Below are 24,834 nucleotides of genomic sequence, written 5' to 3'. Positions count from 1 at the left end.
CTCAGAGGATATTTTGTTGTTTTAGCGACCGCTATCGCGAGCAGGCTCGCTCCCACAAGGGGCCGGCGGCAGACACAGAATTTGTGCGCACCGCGATCCACTGTGGGAGCGAGCCTGCTCGCGATGGCGACGGTGAAAACACCGCCGCCATCAGCCCGGATCACACTTTCTTGTAAAGCTGACTGCCTTCCTGCTTGAACCGCTCAGCCTGCTCCGCCATCCCTTGGGCAACCTCCACATCCACCGCCTCGATGCGTTGGTTGGCCGCGTACTCGCGGACTTCCTGGGTGATCTTCATCGAGCAGAACTTCGGCCCGCACATCGAGCAGAAATGCGCGACCTTGGCCGAGTCCTTCGGCAGGGTTTCGTCGTGGTACGAGCGGGCGGTGTCCGGGTCGAGACCGAGGTTGAACTGGTCTTCCCAGCGGAACTCGAAGCGCGCCTTGCTCAAGGCATTGTCGCGGATCTGCGCGCCCGGGTGGCCTTTGGCAAGGTCGGCCGCGTGGGCGGCGATCTTGTAGGTGATGATCCCGGTCTTCACGTCATCCTTGTTCGGCAGCCCCAGGTGTTCCTTCGGGGTCACGTAGCAGAGCATGGCGCAGCCGAACCAGCCGATCATCGCCGCGCCAATGCCGGAGGTGATGTGGTCGTAGCCCGGCGCGATGTCGGTGGTCAGCGGGCCGAGGGTGTAGAACGGCGCCTCGTCGCAGCACTCCAGCTGCTTGTCCATGTTCTCCTTGATCAACTGCATCGGCACGTGGCCCGGGCCTTCGATCATGCATTGCACGTCGTGCTTCCAAGCGATCTTGGTCAACTCGCCGAGGGTTTCCAGTTCGCCGAACTGCGCTTCGTCGTTGGCGTCGGCAATCGAGCCCGGACGCAGGCCATCGCCCAGCGAGAAGCTGACGTCGTAGGCCTTCATGATTTCGCAGATGTCTTCGAAGTGGGTGTAGAGGAAGTTTTCCTTGTGGTGTGCCAGGCACCACTTGGCCATGATCGAACCGCCGCGGCTGACGATGCCGGTGACGCGCTTGGCGGTCATCGGCACATAGCGCAGCAACACGCCGGCATGGATGGTGAAGTAGTCGACGCCCTGCTCGGCCTGCTCGATCAGCGTATCGCGGAACAACTCCCAGGTGAGGTCTTCTGCCACGCCGCCGACTTTTTCCAGGGCCTGGTAGATCGGTACGGTACCGATGGGCACTGGCGAGTTGCGGATGATCCACTCGCGGGTTTCGTGGATGTGCTTGCCGGTGGACAGGTCCATCACCGTGTCCGAGCCCCAGCGGATGCCCCAGGTCAGCTTCGCCACTTCTTCTTCGATGGACGAACCCAGCGCGCTGTTGCCGATGTTGCCGTTGATCTTCACCAGGAAGTTACGGCCGATGATCATCGGTTCCAGTTCGGTGTGGTTGATGTTGGCCGGGATGATCGCGCGGCCCCGGGCGATTTCGTCACGGACGAACTCCGGGGTGATGATCTTCGGCACACTGGCGCCGAAGCTGTGGCCGGCGTGTTGCTGGTCCAGCAGGCCGGCGGCGCGGGCTACTTCCAGCTTCATGTTTTCGCGGATGGCGACGTATTCCATCTCGGCGGTGATGATGCCTTTGCGCGCGTAGTGCATCTGGCTGACGTTGGCGCCCGGCTTGGCACGACGCGGGTTGTTCACGTGGGCGAAGCGCAGTTTGGTCAGCTCGGGGTCGGCCAGGCGCTCCTGGCCGAAGTTGGAACTCAGCCCGGCCAGGCGCTCGGTGTCGCCACGGGCTTCGATCCACGGCGAACGCACGTCGGCCAGGCCTTTGCGCACGTCGATGATCACGTTCGGGTCGGTGTAGGGGCCCGAAGTGTCATACACGGTCACGGGGGCGTTGATTTCGCCGCCGAAGTCGGTCGGGGTCACGTCGAGGCTGATCTCGCGCATGGGCACGCGGATGTCCGGGCGGCTGCCCTGGACGTAGATTTTTTGCGAGCGGGTAAAAGGCTGAACCGATTGCTGATCGACCTGGGCCGAATCACTGAGGTTGATCGCGTTTTTTGATTTTGTCGTCATCACGGGCTCTCCAGACACACATCCAGGCAGTGGATTTTTGTCGGAGCGAACCTGTAACGAATGGACGCAATCGCGCACGGACTGTGCGGATGCTGTGCTTGATGCTCGAGGCTGCTCGAAAATCGAAAGTCGATGGTCGAACAACATCCCGGACGAAGCACAAGAGGACTCGCCGGGTGACGAGAAATCTTGTTCCCTACGCAGGCGCTAACCTGATCAGGTTCAACGGGATCCGAAATTATTCGATCTCAGCCTCATAGCAAGGCACCCCGACAAGAACCCGGCCAGTCTAGACACAACTACGAAAGAACGCCATCACCGTAGCAAAAGGCGTGATGAATGGCGCATATACAGGATTGTTGCCGTGCGCAGGCGCAACTACACTCGCTACGCCGCGCCTCTTGTGCGCAATCATTTTGAGAAGTAGGGATCGCCTCATGCTGCGCAAACTCTCACTGGCCCTTGCCGTGTCTTGTGCGTCCAATGGAATGGCCTGGGCTGCCGAAGCGCCCCTAACCACCAAAACCGATCTGGTGAGCGTGTACCAGGAAGCGGTGGACAACAACGCCGACCTGGCCGCCGCCCGCGCCCAGTATGGCGCCCAGAAAGAAGTGGTGCCCCAGGCCCGCGCCGGGCTGCTGCCCAACCTGTCGGCCGGTGCCGACCTGAACAACACCCGTACCGAGCTCGACCAACCGGCGATGACCGCCACCCGAAGCGCCACGGTTTACCAGGCCACGCTGTCCCAGCCGATTTTCCGGGCCGACCGCTGGTTCCAGTTACAGGCGGCAAAATCCGTCAATGAACAAGCGTCGCTGCAACTCTCGGCCACTGAGCAGAACATGATCCTGCAAAGCGCCGAGAGCTATTTCAACGTACTGCGCAGCCAGGACAACCTGGCCTCGACCAAGGCCGAGGAAGCGGCTTTCAAACGTCAACTCGACCAGTCCAACGAACGCTTCGACGTGGGCCTGTCGGACAAGACCGACGTACTGCAATCCCAGGCCAGTTACGACACGGCCCGGGCCAACCGGATCCTCGCCCAGCGCCAGGTCGAGGATGCGTTCGAAGCGCTGGTCACCCTGACCAACCGCCAGTACAACTCGATCCAGGGCATCGTCCACACGTTGCCGATCCTGCCGCCGACACCCAATGATGCCAAGGCCTGGGTCGACACCGCGGCCAAGCAGAACCTCAACCTGCTGGCCAGCAACTACGCCGTCGACGCGGCCGAAGACACCTTGCGTCAACGCAAGGCCGGCCATGCGCCCACGCTCGACGCGATCGCCCAGTACAAGAAAGGCGACAACGACGGCCTCGGCTTTACCAACCCGAGCCCGACCGGCCAGCGTTACGGTGGCGATGCCGAGCAGCGCACCATCGGCCTGCAGTTGAGTATCCCGATCTACAGCGGCGGTTTGACCAGTTCCCAGGTTCGCGAGTCCTACTCGCAACTCACCCAGACCGAACAGCAGCGCGAAGGCCTGCGCCGGCAGGTGGTGGAAAACACCCGCAACCTGCATCGCGCGGTGAACACCGATGTGGAGCAGGTCCAGGCCCGGCGCCAGTCGATCATCTCCAACCAGAGCGCGGTGGAGGCCACGGAGATCGGTTATCAGGTGGGCACACGCAACATCGTCGATGTGCTGGATGCCCAGCGCCAGCTGTACACCTCGGTGCGCAACTACAACAACGCCCGCTACGACTACATCCTCGACAACCTGCGCCTCAAGCAGGCCGCCGGCACCCTGAGTCCGGCCGACCTGCAGGACCTGTCACGCTACCTCAAGCCCGACTACAACCCGGACAGGGACTTCCTGCCGCCGGACCTGGCGCAGGCAGCGGCGGAGCAGTTGCGCTCACGGCCTGCACAGTAAGCAGCAGTAACCTTTGTGGCGAGGGGATTTATCCCCGCTGGGGTGCGAAGCGCCCCCCTTCAAACTACCTGGCACACTGCGCTATCAGGTCCTGGGGCTGCTACGCAGCCCAGCGGGGATAAATCCCCTCGCCACAGATAAATCCCCTTGCCACAAGAGCAACGATCACCGGCTGGAAATCAACCGCCCCACCCCCTCCAGCAACCGCTGCAAGGCGCCCTGATTGGTGCGCATCACCTTCAATCCCGCCTCGGCCATGCGCAGGGCATCCCGGGGCAGTTCGAACAGCCGTTGTATCGCCCAGGCCAGGCTTTCGGCATCTTCGACCTCCTGCAACGCTCCGGCGCTGCGCAGTTGCGCGGCGATTTCCAGGAAGTTGAACAGGTGCGGCCCGCTGAGAACCGGTTTCGCCAGCGCCGCCGGCTCCAGCAGATTGTGGCCGCCGTTGGGCACCAAACTGCCGCCCACGAACGCGCTATCGGCCAAAGCATAAAGAAACAGCAGCTCGCCCATGGTGTCGCCCAGCAGCACCGAGACTTGTGCTGTAACGGGCTGTGCGCCGGAGCGCCGGACCGTGACAAAGCCTTCGCTTTCACATAGCTGGTGCACGGCGTCGAAGCGCTCGGGATGACGCGGCACCAGGATCAGCAACGCATCGGGGTAACTGTCGAGCAGTCGACGGTGCGCGGCCAGCACCACCTCGTCCTCGCCCTCATGGGTACTGGCGGCGATCCAGACCGGGCGATCCGTCGCCTGCCATTGGCTGCGCAGGGCACTGGCGCTCTCGAGCAGTTGCGGGTCGATGGTCAGGTCGAACTTGATGGAACCGGTCACCTCGACGGTCTCCGCCCGAGCGCCCAACTGGCGAAAGCGTTCGGCCTCGGCTTCGGTCTGGACGGCAAACAGACTCATCTCGGCAAGCATCGGCCGAGTGAGTCTGGGGAAACGCGCATAGCCCCGGGCCGAACGCTCCGACAGACGCGCATTCGCCAGGGCCACGGGAATACCGCGCTTGGCGCATTGATGGATATGGTTGGGCCACAACTCGGTTTCCATGATCACCGCCAGTGTCGGACGAACCCGATCAAGAAAACGCCTGGCGGCGCAGGGCAAGTCGTAAGGCAAGTAACAATGCTGGATGCGCGGCTCATTGGCGAATAACGCCCGGATCCGCTCCGAGCCCGTGGGCGTCATGCAAGTCACCGTGATCGGCAACTGTGGATAACGCTGCAACAGGGCACGGATCATCGGCGCGGCGGCAATGCTTTCGCCCACCGACACCGCATGGACCCAGATGCCTCCCTGGGCCATGACCGGCAAGCCCCAGGAAAACCGCTCGCCAATGCGCCGGGCATACGCCGGCGCCTTGCGTGCCCGCAGCCACAGCCGAATCGCTACCAGTGGCAGCCCCAGGTAAAACAATGCGCTATAGAGAGTTCTGTTCATGGCGGCGGAGTTTATCGGTTTTTCAGCCGATCGCCTGCAACTGCACGGCAAAACGTTCCGCCAGCCAGCGCGCCGCCGGGCCCAGGGGTTCGTCGCGGCGCCAGACCAGTTCCACCACCAGGGCCGGTGGGGTCCATTCACTGTTGAGTTCGACCATGTCGCCCAGGTACGCCGGATACTGCACCACGTGCCGCGGCAGCCAGGCCCAGCCCAGGCCGCTTCTCAACCATTCGGCCAGGACGTAGAAACTGTCGGCGCGCCAGACCTGCGGGCTGGCCTGTTCGCTACCGGGATAGACGCTGGACTGGGTCGCCATCAACAACTGCCGGTGCCGGGCCATTTCCCGACAGGACACGTAGTCGTGGCTGGCCAGCGGATGCCCCTTGCTACACACCGTGACCATCTCGACGCTGCCCAACACCCGGCGCTCCAGCGCTTCGGGGATCTGGTCGTGATAGAACAACAAGCCCAGGTCGGCACGACGCTCCACCAGTTTGCGCGCCACATCGCCCTGGGCGGCGCTGGCCAGTTGCACCTCAAGGGTGGGGAATTGCTCAGCCAACGCCACCAGGCTGTCGATGACCGGTTGATAGGGCACGGCCTCGTCCTGGGCCAGGCGCAGCGACGCCTCCTGACCGCGCATCAAGGCCAGGGCCCGACCATTGAGGCGTTCACACTGGCGCAACACTTCCCGCGCTTCTTCCAGCAATGCCTCGCCAGCGTCGGTGAGCTTCGGCTGGCGGCCGCTGCTGCGCTCGAACAGGCTCACGCCCAAGTCGGTTTCCAGCAAGGCAATCGCGCTGCTGATAGCTGATTGGGCCTTGTGCTGATCCCGGGCCACGGCGGAAAACGAACGCTTTTCGGCGACCCCCACGAACAACCGCAGTTGCTCAAGATTCCACTGAACATTCATGGCGCAACCTATCTATCCTACAGATAGGTAATGACTTTACCCCATCTAGCCACCCACTAAAATGGCGACATCGAAAGACGCAACAGTCAAAGAGGTCCCGCCCATGAATGCTTACTACTACCTCACTATCGCCATCTGCGCCGAAGTGATCGCCACCGTTTCGATGAAAGCAGTGAAAGGCCTGAGCACGCCCCTGCCCCTGGTGCTGGTGATCGCGGGTTACGGCACCGCCTTCTGGATGTTGACCCTGGTGGTGCGCAGCGTTCCGGTGGGCGTGGCGTATGCGGTCTGGGCCGGGATGGGGATCGTCATGGTCAGCATCGCGGCACTGTTCATTTACGGACAGAAGCTGGACGTGCCAGCGATGCTGGGGATGGCGCTGATTGTGCTGGGGGTTGTGGTGATCCAGCTGTTTTCCAAGACTGCCGGACATTGAGGAACACGAAACACCCGACATGTTATGCGGTTGCCCCTGAATGGGTGGCCAAACTCAGCTCATCGAGTCTGTATACTGCGCCCTTGTCCTGAACACTGAGGTCGCTGCATGCCATCCGTTATTTCCACCGACGTTCTGATTGTCGGCGCCGGAGTCGCCGGCCTCTGGCTGAATGCGCGCCTGCGTCGCCAGGGCTATTCGACCGTGCTGGTGGAAAGTGCCAGCCTCGGCGGTGGGCAGAGCGTCAAGTCCCAGGGCATCATCCATGGCGGCGCCAAATACGCGTTGCATGGCGCCCTGACCGGCGCCTCGGAAGCCATTGCCGACATGCCGCGCCGTTGGCGCGAAGCGCTCGCTGGCAGCGGTGAGCTGGACCTGTCCGGTGTGCGCCTGCTCTCCGAGGCCCATTACCTGTGGTCTCCCGGCACCCTGGCCGGCAATCTCACCAGTTTTTTCGCCAGTAAGGCCGTACGCGGGCGGGTCGATCAGGTCAAAGGCGAGCAACTGCCACCGGCCCTGCAGGACAAGCGTTTCAAAGGCAAGGTCTACCGCCTGGCCGAACTGGTGGTGGATGTCCCCAGCCTGATCGCACGCCTGGCGGAACTGGCTGGCGACAGTCTGCTCGCCGGCCAGCACATCGAGCCGCTGCGCGAAACCGGCGAACTGGTGGGCCTGAAGGTTGACGGTCGCGAGATCCGCGCCCAACGCATTGTCCTCAGTGCCGGGGCCGGCACTGCCGACCTGCTCGCGGCCCTGGGCCTGGACCAGCCGGCCATGCAGCGCCGGCCGCTGCACATGGTCCTGGTCAAGGGACCGAGCCTCAAGCCGCTGTATGCCCATTGCCTGGGGGGCGGGCCGAAGCCGCGCATCACGGTCACCACTCACCCGGCCGCCGATGGTCAATGGGTCTGGTACCTGGGCGGCGACATCGCCGAGGCCGATGGCGTGGCCCGCGAACCCGCCGCGCAGATCGCCACCGCGCAAAAGGAACTCGGACAATTGCTGCCCTGGGTCGACCTCAGCACCGCGCAATGGGCCACCCTGCGGGTCGATCGCGCCGAACCGCTGCAATCGGGCCTGACCCGTCCGGACAACGCCTTCCTCGCCGAGCAGGATCGTCTGCTGGTGGGCTGGCCGACCAAGCTGGCCCTGGCCCCGGACTTTTCCGACCGGGTGATCGCCGCACTGCAACAGAGCGGCATCACCCCCAGCCATGCGGCGCCGCTGCCGGATTTGCCGAAGCCGCCCATGGGCGTGCCGGCCTGGGAGCAGTTGCTGCCATGAGCCAACCGACCCTGCACGATTTCTATCGCCCCCTGGGCATCCACGGCCCGCTGGTCTCCCCACTGGGCCTGGGCACCGTCAAGCTCGGTCGCGACCAAGGGGTCAAGTACCCCAACGGTTTCCGGATTCCCGATGACGACGAAGCGCGCATGCTGCTCAAGCTGGCCCGCGACCTGGGCATCAACCTCATCGACACCGCGCCGGCCTATGGCCGCAGCGAAGAACGCCTCGGCCCGCTGTTGCGCGGCCAGCGCCAGGACTGGGTGATTGTCAGCAAGGTGGGCGAAGAGTTCAGCGACGGCCAGTCGCGCCACGACTTCAGCGCCGCCCACACCCGCTTCTCGGTGGAACGCAGCCTCAAGCGTTTGGAGACCGACTACATCGACCTGGTGCTGGTGCACTCCGACGGCAATGACCTGGCGATTCTCAACGACAGCGAGGTCTACCCGACCCTGGCGGCGCTCAAGCGCGAGGGCAAGATCGGTGGCTTCGGCTTCTCCGGCAAGACTGTCGAGGGTGGCCTGAAGGCCCTCGAACAGGGCGATTGCGCCATGGTTACCTACAATCTGAACGAACGAAGCGAAACGGCTGTCATTGACTACGCTACCGAGCACGGCAAAGCCATCCTGGTGAAAAAAGCCCTCGCCAGCGGTCACGTCTGCCTGAGCCCCGGCGTGGATCCGGTCCAGGCCAGCTTCGAACTGTTGTTTGAACATCCAGGGATCGCCAGTGCTATTGTCGGCACCATCAATCCGCTGCACCTCGCCCATAACGTCGCGACCGTAGCCAAGGTCCTACGTAAAAACTGACGCCGCTTCACGCGGTTTTTAGCAGGAGCCGATATGCCGCGCACGCTCATCAGGAAGAACCCGAGCAACTTCAAGACCCTGCCACTGTTCGTCGAAGCGACGCCCGAAGGCCTGACGTACCAGAGCGTCGGGATGCCGCTGAATTTCGCCCAGACCTTGCAGCGCCGCCGCCCCGTAACGGTGGCCGATGCGGAGCGTTTTTCCCTGGAGTTGGCGAACCTGGGGGTCTCGGTGCGCCTGACCCTGCAGTGGCAGAACCGCGACTATTGGGTGTTGGTGCGCCAGCGTCGGCAGGATCGCGGCGACGTGGTGCTCAAGCTGATTTCCGGTTACGTCCCGGCCCACGAACTGAATCTGCCCTTACACACCGCCACCCAGGAAATTGCCGAGGAATGCCTACTGGAAACCCCCGAAGGCTGGCTCGGCGGACGCTTCAACGAAACCTGGCTGCCGGCCCCCTACGCTGCAGCGCTGCACTATCGCGAAGCCTTGCCGTTTCGCCTGACGCCGCTGTCAGGCTCGGCCCGCCCGGTGCGCAGCGCCAACCTGCAACTGATCGAGCGGCCACGGGCTTACGTGCACCTGCCGACGGCGTCACTGCAACTGATCTACGATTTGCGCCTGGAAGTGCCCAAGGAAGCCAAGTCCCTGAGCCTGTTTCACGTCGATGAGCGCCTGGAGGGCGACCAGTTGGTGGCACGCCTGGACCGCAAGCGTCCCGATCTGTACCTGATGCCACTGCACGATGGTCAACCCTTGCCCGAGCTGTACACCTTGAAAAAGGATCAGTTGTATCCCGCCAGTACTCGCGGGCTGTACCTGGCCGAAAGTTTCGCCAGGCAGGATGGCTGGCTGGTGCGGGACGAACGGATTCGCTGGAAAGACTGGCTACGCCAGCAAGGGCTGACACCACCGGGCAAGGAGTCAGGCCTCACCCGCTTGAGGGGCAAGGCCCGGCAATTGCTGAAGAAGATCGTGCCGCGCAAGGTGGCTCGCTAGAACAAGCAAACCGGCCGAACACTGAATTTGTGGCGAGGGATTTATCCTCTCGCCACAAAGCCAGCTGCGGAGCACTTCAGTGACTGCGGATCTTTTCCACAATCGCCGTCGTCGAGCTGTTTTCCACCAGCCCTAATACCTTCACGGTACCGCCATACGCGGTGACAATGTCTGCCCCCACGACCTGGTCGATCCCGTAGTCGCCGCCCTTGACCAGCACGTCCGGCTTGACCTGGCGCAGCAGATTCTCCGGCGTGCCTTCGCTGAAGCTGATCACCCAATCCACCGCGCCAAGACCGGCCAGGACCGCCATGCGCCGATCGACGCTGTTGATCGGACGGCCCGGGCCTTTGAGACGGCTCACCGAGGCATCGTCATTGACCGCAACGATCAGGCGATCGCCCTGGGCACGGGCCTGCTCGAGGTACGTCACGTGGCCCGCGTGCAGAATGTCGAAGCAGCCGTTGGTGAAGACGATGCTTTCGTTGTGGGCACGGGCATCGTCAACGGCCAACAGCAGTTGCTCCAGACCCAGCACGCCCCGTTCGGAACCCTCTTCGCGCTGGATGGCACGACGCAGTTCCGGCGCACTGATGGCCGCCGTACCGAGCTTACCGACGACAATGCCCGCCGCCAGGTTCGCCAGGGCCACCGCATGGGGCAGCTCCTCGCCGGCGGCAATCGCTGCGGCCAGGGTGGAAATCACGGTATCGCCGGCACCCGTCACGTCGAACACTTCACGGGCGCGGGCCGGCAAGTGCAGCGCCGGCTGATCGGGACGCAGCAGGGTCATGCCATGCTCGCCACGGGTCACCAGCAAGGCACCGAGGTCCAGGTCGTGCATCAACTGCGCACCTTTGCTCACCAGCTCATGTTCGTCGACACAACCGCCGACGATGGTCTCGAACTCGCTGAGGTTCGGCGTGATCAGGCTCGCGCCGCGGTAGATGGAAAAATCCTTGCCCTTGGGGTCGGCCACTACCGGAATGCCACGGGCACGGGCGGCCTGGATCAGCGACTGGTTGTTTTTCAACGCGCCTTTGCCGTAGTCCGACAGCACCAGCACCTTGACGCCCTCAAGCAATTGATCGACCTCGGCACCGAGGGCCAGGGGATCAGTGGCAAAAGGCTCTTCGAAATCGATCCGCAGCAGTTGCTGGTGACGGCTCATGACCCGCAACTTGACGATGGTCGGCTGGTGCGCAATACGCTGGAATATTGCCCGCACCCCGGCACCCTTGAGGCTATTGCTCAGGCTTTCGGCAGCTTCGTCGTCGCCGGTTACGCCCACCAGGGAGGCCGGTGCGCCGAGGGCAGCAATGTTCAGGGCAACGTTGGCGGCGCCGCCAGGGCGATCCTCGATGTGCTCGACCTTGACCACCGGCACCGGCGCCTCAGGAGAGATCCGTGAGGTACCGCCATGCCAATAGCGGTCGAGCATGACATCGCCGACCACCAGAACAGGGGCTTGATCGAATCGCGGCATGGACAACTTCATGGAGCATCCCACATACAAAATGAACAGGGTCGCGATATTAGCACAGGGTGGACCAAGGCTCGTCCACGGTGGCCAGGTGCTGCACCTTTATTCCTTTTGCAGCAATGCCAGAAGCCGGTCACAGGCCTGGGACAGCTCGACTTCGCAGGTATTGATTTCGCATTCGGCCGCCAGCGGTGCTTCGTAAGGGCTGTCGAGCCCGGTGAAATTCCTGATCCGCCCGGCGCAGGCTTCACGGTACAACCCCTTGGGATCGCGCTCGGCACAGACCTCGAAAGGCGTGCTCACATACACCTCCACGAACGTGCCTTCGCAGAACAGCCGCCGGGCCGCGTCACGATCGGCGCGAAAGGGAGAAATCGCCGCAACGATGACAATCAGCCCGGCATCGACCATCAAGCGTGCTACTTCGGCAATCCGCCGAATATTCTCCTTGCGGGCCTCGTCATCCATCCCCAGGCCACGGCACAGCCCCTGGCGCAGGTTGTCGCCGTCGAGCAGGCAGGTGTGCAAGCCCTGCCCATGGAGCTGCGTCTCCAGCGCATTGGCCAGCGTCGACTTGCCGGCCCCCGATAGCCCTGTCATCCAGATACAACGCGGCCGCTGGGATTTCAGCGCGGCCCGTTCAGCAGGCGTAACCGCCAGCGCATAGGGACGGATCTGCGTTTGTTGCATCGCTACCTTTGACGTTTCATTCATAACCGAGCATCTCGTAGTCGCGCTGGTACACCCGCCGTACAAGCCTTCGGGTACGTACCGAACAGATTTCCCGAACCGGCACCGATGCACGTTGCTGGGTTCGGTTCACGTGAGGCAACGTCATGGGCAGGCCCAGGTGCTCGCATACCCGTTGATAGTCGCGATCCAGATGCTCCTGATAACCGATAAAGTCCATCGCCAGATGGCCGAGGGAGTCGGTAAGAAAATCTGTCTGGGCGGCGAAATGCAATTGCCGCGTGACGTTTTCCGGGTGCAGCCAGCGAGCGACGAAATCATTGAAGTCGCGATAATGGCTGACCAGCCTCTGCGCTGCATGATCGCGTTGCCCCAACGTGTTGCCTCGCAGGAAAGCATAGGCCGAATACGTGCGTTCCAGCGGGTCACGGACAAAAGCGAATTTGAAGCTTTCGGCATATTGCTCGGGAAACTGCTCTTGGTACCAATACAGCGGCAGGTGTCCGGGGCTGTAGCCATTGAACATGCCGACGCAGACACTACTGCCGGCACATTTGGGCACGTGGATGAACAGACAACCGCGTTGAGTGAAGGCTTCGGGGAAACGGCAATTGGCCGACATCGACTTGTTCACCACCTGCCGATCGACAATCGACAGACGACTCAACAGAAATGAGCGCTGCGTCTTGGGCAGCAGCTTCCATAGATAACGTTGCAGCATTCAAGTACCCGCGCGAAAAGGATGGCCCCTTCGATCACTGAAGTTCGTCCAGGAAAAGTCCTGTGGCCAGAACCTTACCAAGCACGGCACGCGGGTTTATTTCGAATTGGTTGTCTCAGGTAACAATCTAGACACAAATCCCTGTGAGAGCCGGGCGGCCCTCACAGGGATTGCACAGAACTCAGGCGATATTCTCGGCGGGAGCATCCAGCCCCATGGCGTGTAGACGTGCGTAGTAGCCGTTCTGGGCAAGCAGTTCGCCGTGGGTACCGCGCTCGACGATACGGCCCTGGTCCATCACCAGAATCAGGTCAGCCTTTTCGATGGTCGACAGGCGGTGGGCAATGACCAGGGTCGTGCGGCCTTTCATCACCTGGTCCAGTGCAGCCTGGATATGCCGCTCGGACTCGGTGTCCAGCGCCGAAGTGGCCTCATCGAGAATCAGCAGCGGAGCGTTTTTCAACAATGCCCTGGCAATGGCCAGGCGCTGGCGCTGGCCGCCGGACAACAGCACACCGTTTTCTCCCACCTCGGTGTCCAGGCCCTGGGGCAGTTGGTCGATGAAGTCCATGGCGTAGGCGTCCCGGGCGGCCTTTTCAATGTCTGCCCGTGGCGCACCGGCCAGGTCGCCGTAGGCGATATTGTTGGCCACCGTATCGTTGAACAGCGTGACGTGCTGGGTCACCTGGGCGACATGACGGCGCAGGTTACGCAGCCGGTAGTCCTCGATCTCCACGTCATCGAGCAGAATCTCGCCGATATCATGATGATAGAAGCGTGGGATGAGGCTCGCCAGGGTCGATTTGCCGCTGCCCGAACGCCCTACCAGTGCAATCATCTGCCCTGGTGCCGCCGTGAAACTGATGTCCTTGAGCACCTCGCGACCGGCGCCGGGGTAGGTGAAGCTCAAGTTCCGCACGTCGAGACGGCCGCTGATGCGCTCCTGCTCGACCGTGCCTTTGTCGACTTCCGGCTCGACGTCCAGTTGCTCGAAAATGCTTTCGGCACCGGCGACGCCTTTCTGGATGGTGGAGCTGACTTCCGAGAGCTGGCGAATCGGCTTGGGCAACAGGCCAGCAGCCGTGATGTAGGCCACCAGGTCACCGGCCGTCGCGTCACCGCGCAGGAACAGCACCAGGAACATGAGGGCAGCCATGGCGGTGTAGATCACCAGTTGCAACATCGGCGTATAGACGGCGCCCGTGCGGGTCATGCGCAACTGTTTATCGGTATTGCCCTGGCTGGCACGGGCAAACCGCTCCTCCTCGTAGGTCTCGCCGCCAAAGCTGCGCACTACGCGGTAGCCCTGGATGGTCTCGGACGCCACGTGGGTCACGTCGCCCATGGCCACCTGGATCTTTTTGCTCTGCTTGCGGAATTTCTTGCTGGTATTGCTGACCATCATCGCAATCAGCGGCAGGATCGCCAGCATCACCAAGGTCAACTGCCAGTTCATCCATACCAGGTAAACGAAGAGGAACACCACGGTGAGCCCTTCGCGGATGACCACCTTGATGGCATCGGTGGCGGCCCCGGTGACCATGGTTACGTTGAACGTGATGCGGGAAATCAGATGCCCGGAGTTGTGGGTGTCGAAATAGCGGTTGGGCAATACCAGCAGTTTGTTGAACAGCTCGACCCGCAGATCATGTACCAACCCCAGGGAAACCTTGGCCAGATAGTAGTTCCCCAGGAACGACCCCAGGCCCTGCCAGGCCGCGATCAGGATGATCAGCAGCGGCACCGCCATCAGCAGCTTCAAGTCCTTGAGGTAAGGCACGTTGGGGAAGAGCACCGCATCGGGATTGCTCAAGCCATCGACGAAGTATTTGAGGATCCCGGCCAGCATGGGCTGGGTGGAAGCAAATATCACGAAGCCCACGATACTCAGCAGGAAGATGCCCACGTAGGGTTTGACGTATCCCAGCAGCCGAAAGTAGATCTTCAGGCTGGAATCCTGTTCCGCGTTAGGCGGTGCGTCACTCATCGTAGGGCTCACTGGTTAGGAAGAACGCGGAATTTTATCACAGCCTTCAGGCTTGACTCGCGCCCAGGTCAAAACGCTGGCCAGGCCAATCGGCAGCCAACTGATGAACCATTCGGCGCGGGGGCTGCCGGTCAGGCTCGCGGCGTCGAATTGCATCGCCAGGAACGAGAATATCCATATGCCGAGCACTCCTCGGCCCACCAGGCTGTCGCGGGCCCGCCAGGCTTCACGCAGCACGGCGAACCAGACAATGCACCACAACACCAGCCCCGGCAACCCGAGCAGGATGGCGACATGGCTGAACAGGTTGTGTGCATGGTCGAAAGGGCGGCCGAGAACCATTACCTTGTAGTCACTCGCTAACCCGAGGCCACCCCACGGACGCTCGGCGATCATGTGCAGGCTCGACATGAAGATCTCGGGGCGGTGGGAGGATCCACGTGCCATGACCAGCGGCTCGAGCAGCCAGAAGGTCAGCATCGCCAACACCAGGGCCGTGGCAGCAATGACACGGGTACGCTGGTCCCGGCAATAAATCGGCATGGCCAGGACGCTGAGCAACAAGGCCAGCGCCGCACCGCGACTCTGACTCATCACGACAAATATTCCCAACAGTGCCAGGGCCACCGCCCAAAGGACTTGCAGCCCTATAGAGCGGGGCACCCAGTGCAACATCCAGACCGCCGCCAACCCGATCACGTAGCCGCCAAGAATCGGATGGGATAACTCCCCCAGGCCTTCCAGGCGCGCAACCAGGGGTTTGTGCTCAATGCCATAGAAATGAATGATCGCCATCAGGGCCGTCAGGGCAAGCCCCACGCCCCCCCATTGCATGACCCGAATCACTCGCTCGGGCTGACCATCGGCAAGGATCGGAAAAAACAGCAGGAACACCAGGATATAGAGCAATCGCTTGGCTTCACGCCCAGGCTCGGGTGCCTCGGCCCAGAACAACGTAATCAGCGCCCAGACCGCCAGAGCGAGCAACGCCGTACATATCAGCCGTTGAGCACGCCATAACTCCACCAACCGATGACGCGCCGACCAGGCGAATACGAGTGTCGGCAACCAGACGAACAGGACCAGACCCTGCTGATAAATCTTGTTGCTCGGCGCCAGGGCTATCGCCAGCAAAAACCATAACAAGCCAAAAACCAACCATCCCTTCGCCCATCGTGCTGCGTGCATCTTCGCTCCTAAACGATTCACCTGCCAAACCGGCATGGTTAAAACAAAAACTTTTGGGCATCATGGCCCGCCACGGCACCGGTTCTTTCAACAAGGTTTTCCTACGATGCAATCCTCACGGCTTCCCCAAGCCGCTTTGAATCAATTGATTGAAGGCGCCAGTATTCTGGAGGCCGACAGCTACGGCCCAAAAGTGTATCTGTTGCAGGATGGCAATATCCTCAAACTGTTTCGCCGTAAGCGGCTTTTTTCTTCGGCTCTTCTAAGGCCTTATTCAGCACGTTTCATTCATAACGCAGCCCGCTTGCAGGCACTCGGTGTACCGACCCTCGAGGTCCTGGCGTTCTATAAATTGCCGATCCCCGGCATGACCGCCGTACTGTATCGACCGCTCCCCGGAAAAACCCTGCGTCAATTATCGAATCAGGAGAACTTCAGTTGGCCGCAGATGCTTCCAGCGCTGGTCGAGTTGATCCGCAGCCTACATGCCAGTGGCATCTATTTCCGTTCGTTGCACCTGGGCAACATCGTCATCACCCCCGAAAACAGACTCGGACTGATCGATGTGGCCGACATGCGCTTCCTGCGCGCTCCACTGCCACGCCACCTGGCGCGCCGCAACCTGCAGCATTTCGCTCGTTATATTGCCAGGGAAAACCTGAACGGGAGCTTTCCGATGCAAGCGTTGGAAAACGCCCTATTGGCCGCCTGAAATCAGTTGCCGAGCGGTCTGGCTGAAACTCAACCAGGCCTCGTCGGGCGCCAGTGCCTGATGCTGGGCGGCAGCAACCTCTTCGGCCGAGGTCTGTAAAATCTGCATCAGCGCTTCGCTCCAGGCCTGAACGTCGTTGACCGGGGCATACCACCCCGTGTCGCCCAACTGCTCGCGGAACACCGCCAACTCACTGGTCAGCACCGGCACGCCAGCCATGACGGCCTCTTGCAGGATCAGTCCCAGCCCCTCGCTGACGGATGGGATCAGCACCCAGTCGAAGGCCTTGTAAAGCACCGCGATATCGTCCAGATGGCCTGTCAGCAATACCTTGCCCAGCAGGTCCGGCCGGGCGATCCGCTCTTGCAACGCCTCTCGCTGCGGCCCTTCACCCACGATGACCAGCCGCCAATCGGGCTGGCTTCCTGCTGCCAGGGCAAAGGCATCCAGCAAGCAGGCAAACCCCTTGGCGTCCACCAATCGCCCAACGGCGCCAAACACCCGCAGCCCCGTTGACAGGCCCAGCCGGAAACGGGCTTGCGCGCAAGGCATGAGTGCGGACCGGAAGGCAACCGGATCGAATGCGCTGCGCAGTGCAGTGACCGGAATTTCCAGGTCATCTTGAAGGGTAGTTGCCAGCGTCCGGGAAACCGCTGCCAGCGTCAGACGTGAAGCGGGGAACCCGCGTAGCAGCTCGCGGCTTTCAGCGTTGAGTCGCGTCGAGCCATGGAAGACCACCACCACGCGGATCTGCGACAGGGTCTGAAGGACAGGCAACAGGGTACGAGCGACACCGAGGCCATCGAGCAGCACAACCCGGGCATTGCTGTCGAGCAACGCCTGGCGGAAACGTTTACGCATCAAGGGCTTGAACAGCCGCCAGACGTGTCGCCCTTTGAGCCGGGCGGAAGAAAGGTGCCACTCGCGCGCCTGCCCTGCATTGACCTGGCAGCCAGCGCCTGAGCCCTGCAAGAGCCATGTCTTGACCGGCATCGCGGGTTCGATCCGTGACAGTATCTGGTGATGAACCTTGTGTACCGAAGCGAACGGTGAACCACCCGCCCACATGACATTAATAATGCTCATTGAGCAGCAAACCTTTCATTGCGTGCCTGGGTTCGTGCTTCGAGGCATTTAGAAACTGATAAGCCAGCCAATGCAGACTCCGAGCAAAAGGACCAGGGATAACTTGACCTGCTCGCGACGCCTGCGACGTGCCTTGCGCTGACGCTCCACGGGTACTTCCACGTGAACCCCGAATCCAGTGTGCAAAACAGCATCCCCTTCCAGCGTTACCGCCGTCAAGTTCAGTTGTGCGTAGCGAAGCGACAGGGCCTTCTCGCCACCAAAGCCGGCAAACGGGGCACACAGTTGATATTCCTTGAGCCGCCGCAGTCCCGGATTAAGGGAAAAACTCTGCCATTCGGGTTTGTCGGAAATCAGCGGGTAACAGGCCACGCCACTGATGACGTCGCGCTCGCCCAAGTGGATGTAAGGACTGTGTACGCACAAGTCGTAAACATAGTTGCGCAGCCATACTTGGAGGATATCGGGCCGTTGCTCCAGGATCGCCCGGGAGTCCTCCACGAAGGCCGGACGATAGAACTCCCAGTCATCTTCGCAATGAAAGATATAAGGCGTCTTGACATGCCCGTAGGCCAGATCGATCGAGGCCAACTGTCCCAGCTTCGGCTGATTGACGAACACCGTACAGTGATCTTTCCAGTGGGCCGGGATCACCGCATGCACGCCTTCATCACCCGCGTCTTCGGTTATGAGGACTTCTCGGATCGGCGCAGTATTGAAACGGTCAAAGCTCTCCAAGGTCCGCTTGAGCAGATCGAGCCGGCCGCAACTGGTTACCACCAGGGTAATGTCACTCTCGTCGGAAAACTGCACCTGAAATACCATATAGTTTAAACGTCATCGGAATATCCGATGATCGAACGGTTCCTGTTAAACGCCCAGCTTCAGGCGCAATTTTTCCAGCAAGGCCAGCGGTGCGCGCGGCCGTAATGGCGGTTCCAGCGCTTCAACGATCTTTTGCCCTATACGCGCGAAGCTGAATTGTTCCAATGCCAGCTTCTGCCCATGACGCGCAATAATGTGCGCCAATTCGGGATCGGCACGCAGACGACCGAGCTTCTCCCGGAGCTGCGCGATGTCGCGATAGAGCACCACGTTCTGCATGTCCTGCAATCCCAGGGCCTGGGCCTCGGCGGTCCCCTGATCGAACGCCAGCAGCACACAACCGCAGGCCATGGCTTCAAAGTTCTTGATCATGAACTCGCCCATGCCCACATCGGCACTGACGAAAAAGCGGATGCGATTGAGGGTCTCGCAATATTCCTCGCCGGACTTGGTACGGGTGACGACCAGCGGTTCAACATGCCCCAGCTCATCCAACAGAGCCTTGCGACCACTATAGGCGACGCTGTTGGTGCTGCCGACAAAGGCCAGTTCGATATCCCGCTCACGGCCCTGGTCCTCTAGCAAGGTCTGGTCGTAACCCTTCGGCACGAACACCGCATCGAAACCTTCGGCACGCAGACGCTCACTGACCATGAAGCCGGAACTGATGACCCGAACCCATGGCAGGCGGCGGTAGTGCGCACTGAATTTACCCGTGTATTTGCACGGAATGTAATTCTGATAGGCATCGTGTTCAAGGATCACCAGGTTGGGGATCGTACGGATGAACCCGGCCTGCCGGATCTCCTGCTTGAAGCGCAGGAAAAACACGATCCGGTCGTAACGCGATACGTCCACGTGACGTTGGAAATAGCCCCGCAGGTTGCGCTGCTCCTTGCTGTCGAGCCAGCGCAGGTCGCACTCGCAATGAGCGGCCACGCCTTCATAGAGGCGGTCCAGGATAGCCCGCTGTTCTTTCTGCACCAGAAATAGAACTCTCATCGTTTTCCTTGCAGCACCAACGCCTGGATAAATAGTTAGGGTCTTGAGCCCTTACAGCCGCCAAAACAGTTCATGGCGGCGTACAGCCTTGCGAAAAAATTCATTCTCGCCATACGCAGAGCCCCTACGCCCGGCCAGCAGCCGCTGGATACCACGACGCAGGCGACGCTTGAACGGCACAGGCGGTTGCAGATCATGCATCATGCCCAGCGCCATAGCTTTGTCATGTTGAACGGCCAGCCCCAACGGTAGGCTGATGGGACACATCGGCCGGGCCGGGTCGAAATACGGCGGCAACGCAATGCCCGCGCCCGTATTGCCCATGGGCCAACGGTCATTGTCATGGAGATGATTGGCATAGCCCAACAGCGTCTTGGGTTGCCATTCCAAGCCTTCGAGAGCCTGTATGATGGCATCGTGTGCGCAAAGATGATCGGGGTGCGGATCAAGAACCGGGTGCGGTAACACGATGACTTCCGGGCGCGCCTTCAGGATCAACTCGCGCAGGTCTGCCAGCAGATTGTTCCAGGTCGGCGCACCGTCGGCATCGCCGGGCAAGGTAAACGGGTTCAACCGACGGAACAGCCGGGTATCGCTCAAATCCGCCTCGCACGAACCTTGGGGCTGACCCGGCGCGGCCTGCATGGCCGCCAACTGCAGGCAGAAGTAGCCCAGTTGCACACAATGACTTTCGGGCACCCCGGCCCAGCGCGGCACGGCGATGCTGTCCCAGGCGCGCAGGCGACCCTTGAGCCGTGCAGCTTCGACGCGATCCAGCCCCATCTGCTGATAGTGTTCGGCCTCGATTTCGCCGGCGGTCAACGTCACGATCCAGGCTTCATCGGCCTGGCTGTACAACCCGAACGCCGCCAGCTCCGCATCATCGGCGTGAGGTGCAATGACCATCACCCGCTGACGCTGCACATCCTCTGCCGGGAAAGACCACAAGGTCGGCTCTCCCAGCAAACGGCAAAAACGCCCGTGCAGACGCAACTCGCCACGGGACAGTGTGCTCCCCTGCTCGCTGAGGTTGAGGTAGCGCAAGCCATTGGCCCCGCGCTCGAAAACCTGTCGATCCGAATGCTCACCACCCGATAACTCGATCACCGGGTCGATGAAGCGCCCCAGCCAAGTGCTCTTGACCCGCACCGCCAGGATCAGTGTCGCACCATCGTCCAGCATCACACCCTCGTCCAGACGCAGCCGCCCGGCATTCAAATGCACTTTCGGTTGCTGGGTGAATGGCGGGAAGCTGTACTGGTAATCGTCCTTGGGCGAATAGAACAGGTGATCGGCGAACCAGGCTTCATGCGCGACCCAACCCAATACCGCCAGCACCAACGGCAACCACCAGGCAACCAATACCCCCAGCAAGACCAGCACAACCAGCGCCACTACCAGCCCCACGCGCTTGTTGCGCCGATGGCGCTTGAGCAGTTGCTGTTTGCGGCTAATGGGCGGATTCATACGGTAAACACCGGCACAGGGTTGCACCAGCGGTCCTTGTATTCCCGGTCCGTGCGGCCGAACGAAAAACGCAACGGCTTGCCGGCGGCGCGGGCATGCTCCCAGGCGCTTTGGGTGTTGAGGAAGCTCAGCACGCTGCCGGGGCTGAATTCGCGGGTTTGCGGGTCCACGCCGCCGTTGATGTACTCGACGCTGATCCACTCCGGCGCTTCGACCCGATACACCAGTTGAATGGCAATCGGTGCATCGTTGAGGAAAATCACCGAACCGATCATCAGTTCGCGCAGCAGCTCGATCACCTCGCCCATGCGCTCGGCGCCGGTCGCCGCAAACCCCCAACGGCGCAGGAACAGGTCGCAGTAGATCGAGGCCAACTGCGCGCTGGACAACTCATCGACCGAGCGCACCACGCCACCGGCCTCTTCCAGCAAACGCAATTCACGGCGCTGGTTGTAGCGAAATTTTTTGGAAAGCTCTTCCGGCGTACGTGCCATGGCCAGTTGTTCTGGCTGCACTTTCAGGCCACTGAAACGCCCTTCGTTGAGGGCCGACAGGTAACGCCCGCGATGGCGCAATGGTGCCTGGGTGTCGGGCGCCGCCGGCAGGATCAGTTCGGCATTGCCCAGGTCGAACAAGCCTTTCTTGCCGCGGCGCTTGAGCACATCCTTGGACAGCGCCAGATCCCGCCCCCAGGTGGGAATTGCCGCCTTCAACTCACCCTGATGTTCGTATGCCAGGTAACGCACGGGAATGCCGGCCAGGGCCGCCAGGCGCTCGACCACCAGGGGATGGGTCGCCACACTGCCACCAAAGCGCTGCCAGGCCTGGGCATAGGTGGACGCATCGATGACCGTCCAGCCGCGCTCGCGCCAGCCTTGAAATCGATTGAGCATCAGGCCCTCGGCGCCGGTTCGGTGACTTGGGGCAAACGCCAGAATGCCTCGCGTACCGCGCGATCCGAGAAGCGTTCACGCAGGCGGTCAAGCATCAGCTCGGCGCATTGGCGACGCTGCAAATCGTCCATGGCTGCCAGGTGTTGCAGCCCCTGGGCCAGGTGTTCGGCGTCGCCCAGCGGAAACAGAATGCCTACACCTTCGACCACTTCCTTCGCCCCGCCACAGGCCGTGGCCAGCAATGGCACGCCGGCGGCCATGGCTTCGAGCAACACCATGCCGAACGGCTCGTGATCGGAACTCAGGGCAAACACGTCGAAAGCCCGGAAGTAACGGCGCGCCTCAGGCACCTGGCCGAGCAACAGCACACGGTCGGCGATGCCCAGCTCCAGGGCCAGCTCCCGCAGGTCCTGTTCCAGGCGCCCCTTGCCGAGGATGGCCAACTGACTGTGGCCGGGCAGATACGCCAGTGCCGCGGCAAAACCTCGCAACAACGTGGCCTGATCCTTGTCCGGATGCAGGCGGCCGACGTTGCCGACGATCCAGGCGTGCGCATCCAATCCCAGGACGTGCCGCGCCTCCTCCCGCGACACCAGGCCAGCCCGCGCGGCCTCCAGGTCGATGCGGTTGTAGAGGGTCTGGATCCGGCCCGCTGGCCAATTCGGCAGGCAGCGGCGCATGTCGTCACGCACCGCATCGGAGACCCCGAGCAGGCTCAGGCGCTTGCGAAAGACATGGGCGAACAGCCGGCGAGTACGCCGCTGGTAATCCCCAAAGGCATGGTGCACGCCAATCACCGGCAGCCCGGTGCCGAGCAGAGCGATATAGATAGGCTTGAAACGGTGGGCGATGCAGAAGCTGAAATTGCGCGAAGCAGCGATCTTGCGCAGATCGCCAATGGCACCTAGCTTCAGGCCTCTCACGGCACTGGAGCTGTACTCCATGAACAGCACTTCGTCCGAGGCGCAACCGGCAGCGACCTCGGCATCGGCGGCCCCGGTAAGAAACACCGTGGTCACGCGATAGCCGGTGCCCGCGAACAGGCTGGCGTATTGACGGGCGCAGTCGAGGAACGGCCCGTCATAACCGTGGCAGAACTGCAGCACATGTCGCTCAGCCGAGCGTGTCATAAGCGTCCACGCCGTCTTTGACCACCAGAATGTCTTCCATGATCAGGTACTGCAGGTCGGAGCCATAGAACATGTTCAGCGCGTCAGTCGGCGAGCAGATCATCGGCTCGCCACGGCGGTTGAGCGAGGTGTTCAGGGACACACCGTTGCCGGTCAGGACTTCCAGGGCCTTCATCATGTCGTAGTAGCGCGGGTTGTATTCACGCTTGAGCACCTGGGCCCGGGAAGTACCGTCTTCATGGACGACTTCCGGCACGCGGGTTTTCCATTCTTCGGCCACTTCGAAGGTGAAGGTCATGAAGGGTGCGGGATGATCGACCTTGATCATCTGCGGCGCGACGGTGTCGAGCATCGACGGGCAGAAAGGCCTCCAGCGCTCGCGGAACTTGATCTGCTCGTTGATGCGATCCGCGACGCCGCTGGCGCTCGGGCAACCGATGATCGAACGCCCGCCCAGGGCCCGCGGGCCGAACTCCATGCGGCCCTGGAACCAGGCCACCGGGTTGCCGTCGACCATGATTTTGGCAATGCGCTCGGGGGTGTTGTCGATCTTGCGCCATACCGGTTTGCTCGGATGACGGGCACACGCGGCGATCACGTCTTCGTTGCTGTAGGCCGGGCCGAGGTAGACGTGTTCCATCTTCTCCACGGGCACGCCACGGGCATGGGAGACATACGCCGCCGCGCCCACCGCAGTACCGGCGTCGCCGGAAGCCGGCTGCACGAACAGCTCCTTGACGTCGTCACGGGCGATGATCTTCTGGTTCAGCTTGACGTTCAACGCGCAACCGCCGGCGAAAGCCAGCTTGCCGGTTTCCTTGAGCACGTCGCCCAGGTAGTGGTCGATCATCTGCAGCGCGAGCTTCTCGAACAGCGCTTGCATGCTGGCCGCGTAGTGGATGTACGGCTCGTCGGCGATGTCGCCTTCGCGTTTCGGGCCGAGCCATTCGATCAGTTTCGGCGAGAAGTAGAAGCCCTTGCCCTTCTCTTTATAACGACGCAGGCCGATCACGTTGGCGTATTCGGTATTGATCACCAACTGGCCGTTCTCGAACGAAGCCAGGCGGGAGAAATCATATTTGCTGGCATCGCCGTAAGGCGCCATGCCCATGACCTTGAATTCACCGTCGAGCATTTCAAAGCCGAGGAACTCGGTGATCGCGCCGTACAGGCCGCCCAAAGAATCCGGATCGTAGAATTCCTTGATCTTGTGGATCTTGCCGTTTTCGCCATAACCGAAGAAGGTCGTGGCGTACTCGCCCTTGCCGTCAATGCCCAGGATCGCGGTTTTTTCCTGGAAACCCGAGCAGTGGTAGGCGCTGGAAGCATGGGCCAGGTGGTGCTCGACCGGCTCGATCTTGATCTTTTTCGGATCGAAGCCCAGTTGCTCCAGGCACCAGACGATCTTGCGGCGATAGCGCTTGTAGCGACGGTTACCCATCAGGATCGCGTCGAGGGCGCGGTCCGGGGCGTACCAGTAGCGCTTGGCGTAGTGCCAGCGCGCTTCGCCGAACAGGCTGATCGGGGCGAACGGGATCGCCACCACATCGACGTCGGATGGCTTGATGCCGGCCTGTTCCAGGCAGAACTTCGCCGACTCATAGGGCATGCGGTTCTTTGCATGTTTATCGCGTACGAAGCGCTCTTCCTCGGCCGCCGCGATCAGCTTGCCGTCTATGTACAGCGCTGCGGAAGGATCATGGCTAAGGGCGCCGGACAGGCCAAGAATCGTCAATGCCACAGGGTCTAGCCTCTTATGTCTGCATACGGGCGACAAGCGCCGCAAAAAATGAATGTGCCGCTCGCTGGGGCGTGGGGCAGCTAAAGGGCGGGATT

At 61.6% G+C, this 24,834-nt stretch carries 21 protein-coding genes and 1 riboswitch; of the genes, 6 read left to right on the top strand and 15 right to left on the bottom strand.

The window, feature by feature from the left end; genetic code table 11:
• Positions 1–160: 160 nt before the first annotated feature.
• Positions 161–2,050 carry a phosphomethylpyrimidine synthase ThiC gene (gene thiC / locus LOY67_RS02570; RefSeq protein ID WP_258630356.1) on the bottom strand — a complete coding sequence of 630 codons (1,890 nt, stop codon included), beginning with the start codon at positions 2,048–2,050 and terminating at the stop codon, positions 161–163.
• Positions 2,051–2,226: 176 nt separating this feature from the next.
• Positions 2,227–2,332: riboswitch (TPP riboswitch) on the bottom strand.
• A 155-nt stretch (positions 2,333–2,487) separates the two neighbouring features.
• Here thiC and LOY67_RS02565 point away from each other — a divergent pair.
• Positions 2,488–3,927 carry a TolC family outer membrane protein gene (locus LOY67_RS02565; protein ID WP_265065816.1) on the top strand — a complete coding sequence of 480 codons (1,440 nt, stop codon included), beginning with the start codon at positions 2,488–2,490 and terminating at the stop codon, positions 3,925–3,927.
• Positions 3,928–4,092: 165 nt separating this feature from the next.
• Here the strand turns inward: LOY67_RS02565 and waaA are convergent, their stop codons facing one another.
• The gene (gene waaA / locus LOY67_RS02560) at positions 4,093–5,373 is read right to left on the bottom strand and encodes a lipid IV(A) 3-deoxy-D-manno-octulosonic acid transferase (protein ID WP_265065815.1); all 1,281 of its coding nucleotides are present in this window, start codon (positions 5,371–5,373) and stop codon (positions 4,093–4,095) included.
• 22 nt (positions 5,374–5,395) lie between these two features.
• Positions 5,396–6,286, bottom strand: coding sequence for a LysR family transcriptional regulator (locus LOY67_RS02555; RefSeq protein ID WP_265065814.1), 891 nt, complete (start codon positions 6,284–6,286; stop codon positions 5,396–5,398).
• Between the two features lie 103 nt (positions 6,287–6,389).
• Here LOY67_RS02555 and LOY67_RS02550 point away from each other — a divergent pair, with 103 nt between their 5' ends.
• The 4 genes from LOY67_RS02550 to LOY67_RS02535 all read left to right on the top strand — a co-directional run bounded on the left by LOY67_RS02550 (position 6,390) and on the right by LOY67_RS02535 (position 9,814).
• Complete coding sequence (locus LOY67_RS02550; RefSeq protein ID WP_265065813.1) at positions 6,390–6,722, top strand: DMT family transporter; 333 nt, start codon at positions 6,390–6,392, stop codon at positions 6,720–6,722.
• A 108-nt stretch (positions 6,723–6,830) separates the two neighbouring features.
• Entirely contained in the window at positions 6,831–8,006 is a 1,176-nt protein-coding gene (locus tag LOY67_RS02545; RefSeq protein ID WP_265065812.1) for an NAD(P)/FAD-dependent oxidoreductase, read from the top strand.
• Positions 8,003–8,815, top strand: coding sequence for an aldo/keto reductase (locus LOY67_RS02540; protein ID WP_265065811.1), 813 nt, complete (start codon positions 8,003–8,005; stop codon positions 8,813–8,815). The genes LOY67_RS02545 and LOY67_RS02540 overlap by 4 nt, the downstream gene beginning before the upstream one ends.
• Positions 8,816–8,848: 33 nt before the next feature.
• Positions 8,849–9,814, top strand: coding sequence for a metal ABC transporter ATPase (locus LOY67_RS02535; protein WP_265065810.1), 966 nt, complete (start codon positions 8,849–8,851; stop codon positions 9,812–9,814).
• Between the two features lie 76 nt (positions 9,815–9,890).
• Here LOY67_RS02535 and hldE read toward each other — a convergent pair whose 3' ends face one another.
• The 5 genes from hldE to LOY67_RS02510 form a co-directional block, all read right to left on the bottom strand.
• Positions 9,891–11,312, bottom strand: a complete 1,422-nt coding sequence (hldE, locus tag LOY67_RS02530; protein ID WP_265065809.1) for a bifunctional D-glycero-beta-D-manno-heptose-7-phosphate kinase/D-glycero-beta-D-manno-heptose 1-phosphate adenylyltransferase HldE — start codon at positions 11,310–11,312, stop codon at positions 9,891–9,893.
• An 87-nt stretch (positions 11,313–11,399) separates the two neighbouring features.
• Positions 11,400–12,011, bottom strand: a complete 612-nt coding sequence (cysC, locus tag LOY67_RS02525) for an adenylyl-sulfate kinase (protein ID WP_265065808.1) — start codon at positions 12,009–12,011, stop codon at positions 11,400–11,402.
• A complete protein-coding gene (locus LOY67_RS02520) occupies positions 12,004–12,708 on the bottom strand; it encodes a sulfotransferase family protein (protein WP_265065807.1) in 705 nt (234 codons plus the stop codon). The genes cysC and LOY67_RS02520 overlap by 8 nt, the downstream gene beginning before the upstream one ends.
• A 181-nt stretch (positions 12,709–12,889) precedes the next feature.
• A complete protein-coding gene (gene msbA, locus LOY67_RS02515) occupies positions 12,890–14,695 on the bottom strand; it encodes a lipid A export permease/ATP-binding protein MsbA (protein WP_265065806.1) in 1,806 nt (601 codons plus the stop codon).
• Positions 14,696–14,710: 15 nt separating this feature from the next.
• Positions 14,711–15,883, bottom strand: a complete 1,173-nt coding sequence (locus LOY67_RS02510) for an O-antigen ligase family protein (protein WP_265065805.1) — start codon at positions 15,881–15,883, stop codon at positions 14,711–14,713.
• 106 nt (positions 15,884–15,989) lie between these two features.
• On the opposite strand from LOY67_RS02510, the gene LOY67_RS02505 reads away from it, so the two are divergent.
• Positions 15,990–16,595, top strand: coding sequence for a toluene tolerance protein (locus LOY67_RS02505; RefSeq protein ID WP_265065804.1), 606 nt, complete (start codon positions 15,990–15,992; stop codon positions 16,593–16,595).
• Here the strand turns inward: LOY67_RS02505 and LOY67_RS02500 are convergent.
• Genes LOY67_RS02500 through LOY67_RS02470 form a run of 7 tightly spaced genes read right to left on the bottom strand, consistent with a single transcriptional unit; the run spans position 16,581 to position 24,739 of the window.
• Positions 16,581–17,681, bottom strand: coding sequence for a glycosyltransferase family 4 protein (locus LOY67_RS02500; RefSeq protein WP_265065803.1), 1,101 nt, complete (start codon positions 17,679–17,681; stop codon positions 16,581–16,583). The two genes, LOY67_RS02505 and LOY67_RS02500, sit on opposite strands and share 15 nt — an antisense overlap.
• 48 nt (positions 17,682–17,729) lie before the next feature.
• Positions 17,730–18,494: a glycosyltransferase family 2 protein gene (locus LOY67_RS02495; RefSeq protein ID WP_265065802.1), complete on the bottom strand. Its 765-nt coding sequence runs from the start codon at positions 18,492–18,494 to the stop codon at positions 17,730–17,732.
• A gap of 57 nt (positions 18,495–18,551) precedes the next feature.
• On the bottom strand, positions 18,552–19,508 hold the full coding sequence (locus LOY67_RS02490; protein ID WP_265065801.1) for a glycosyltransferase: 957 nt from the start codon (positions 19,506–19,508) through the stop codon (positions 18,552–18,554).
• Positions 19,509–19,559: 51 nt separating this feature from the next.
• Positions 19,560–20,963 (bottom strand): PIG-L deacetylase family protein, encoded by a 1,404-nt coding sequence (locus LOY67_RS02485; RefSeq protein ID WP_265067682.1) that lies wholly within the window; start codon positions 20,961–20,963, stop codon positions 19,560–19,562.
• Positions 20,964–20,971: 8 nt separating this feature from the next.
• Positions 20,972–21,868: an antimicrobial resistance protein Mig-14 gene (locus LOY67_RS02480; RefSeq protein WP_265065800.1), complete on the bottom strand. Its 897-nt coding sequence runs from the start codon at positions 21,866–21,868 to the stop codon at positions 20,972–20,974.
• Complete coding sequence (locus tag LOY67_RS02475; RefSeq protein ID WP_265065799.1) at positions 21,868–22,998, bottom strand: glycosyltransferase; 1,131 nt, start codon at positions 22,996–22,998, stop codon at positions 21,868–21,870. Before LOY67_RS02475 ends, LOY67_RS02480 begins: the two co-directional genes overlap by 1 nt.
• On the bottom strand, positions 22,982–24,739 hold the full coding sequence (locus LOY67_RS02470) for a carbamoyltransferase (protein WP_265065798.1): 1,758 nt from the start codon (positions 24,737–24,739) through the stop codon (positions 22,982–22,984). Before LOY67_RS02470 ends, LOY67_RS02475 begins: the two co-directional genes overlap by 17 nt.
• Between the last annotated feature and the right edge of the window lie 95 nt (positions 24,740–24,834).

This window comes from Pseudomonas sp. B21-056, assembly GCF_026016325.1.
Taxonomy (GTDB): Bacteria; Pseudomonadota; Gammaproteobacteria; order Pseudomonadales; family Pseudomonadaceae; genus Aquipseudomonas.
This window is presented reverse-complemented; position numbering and strand designations above follow the sequence as displayed.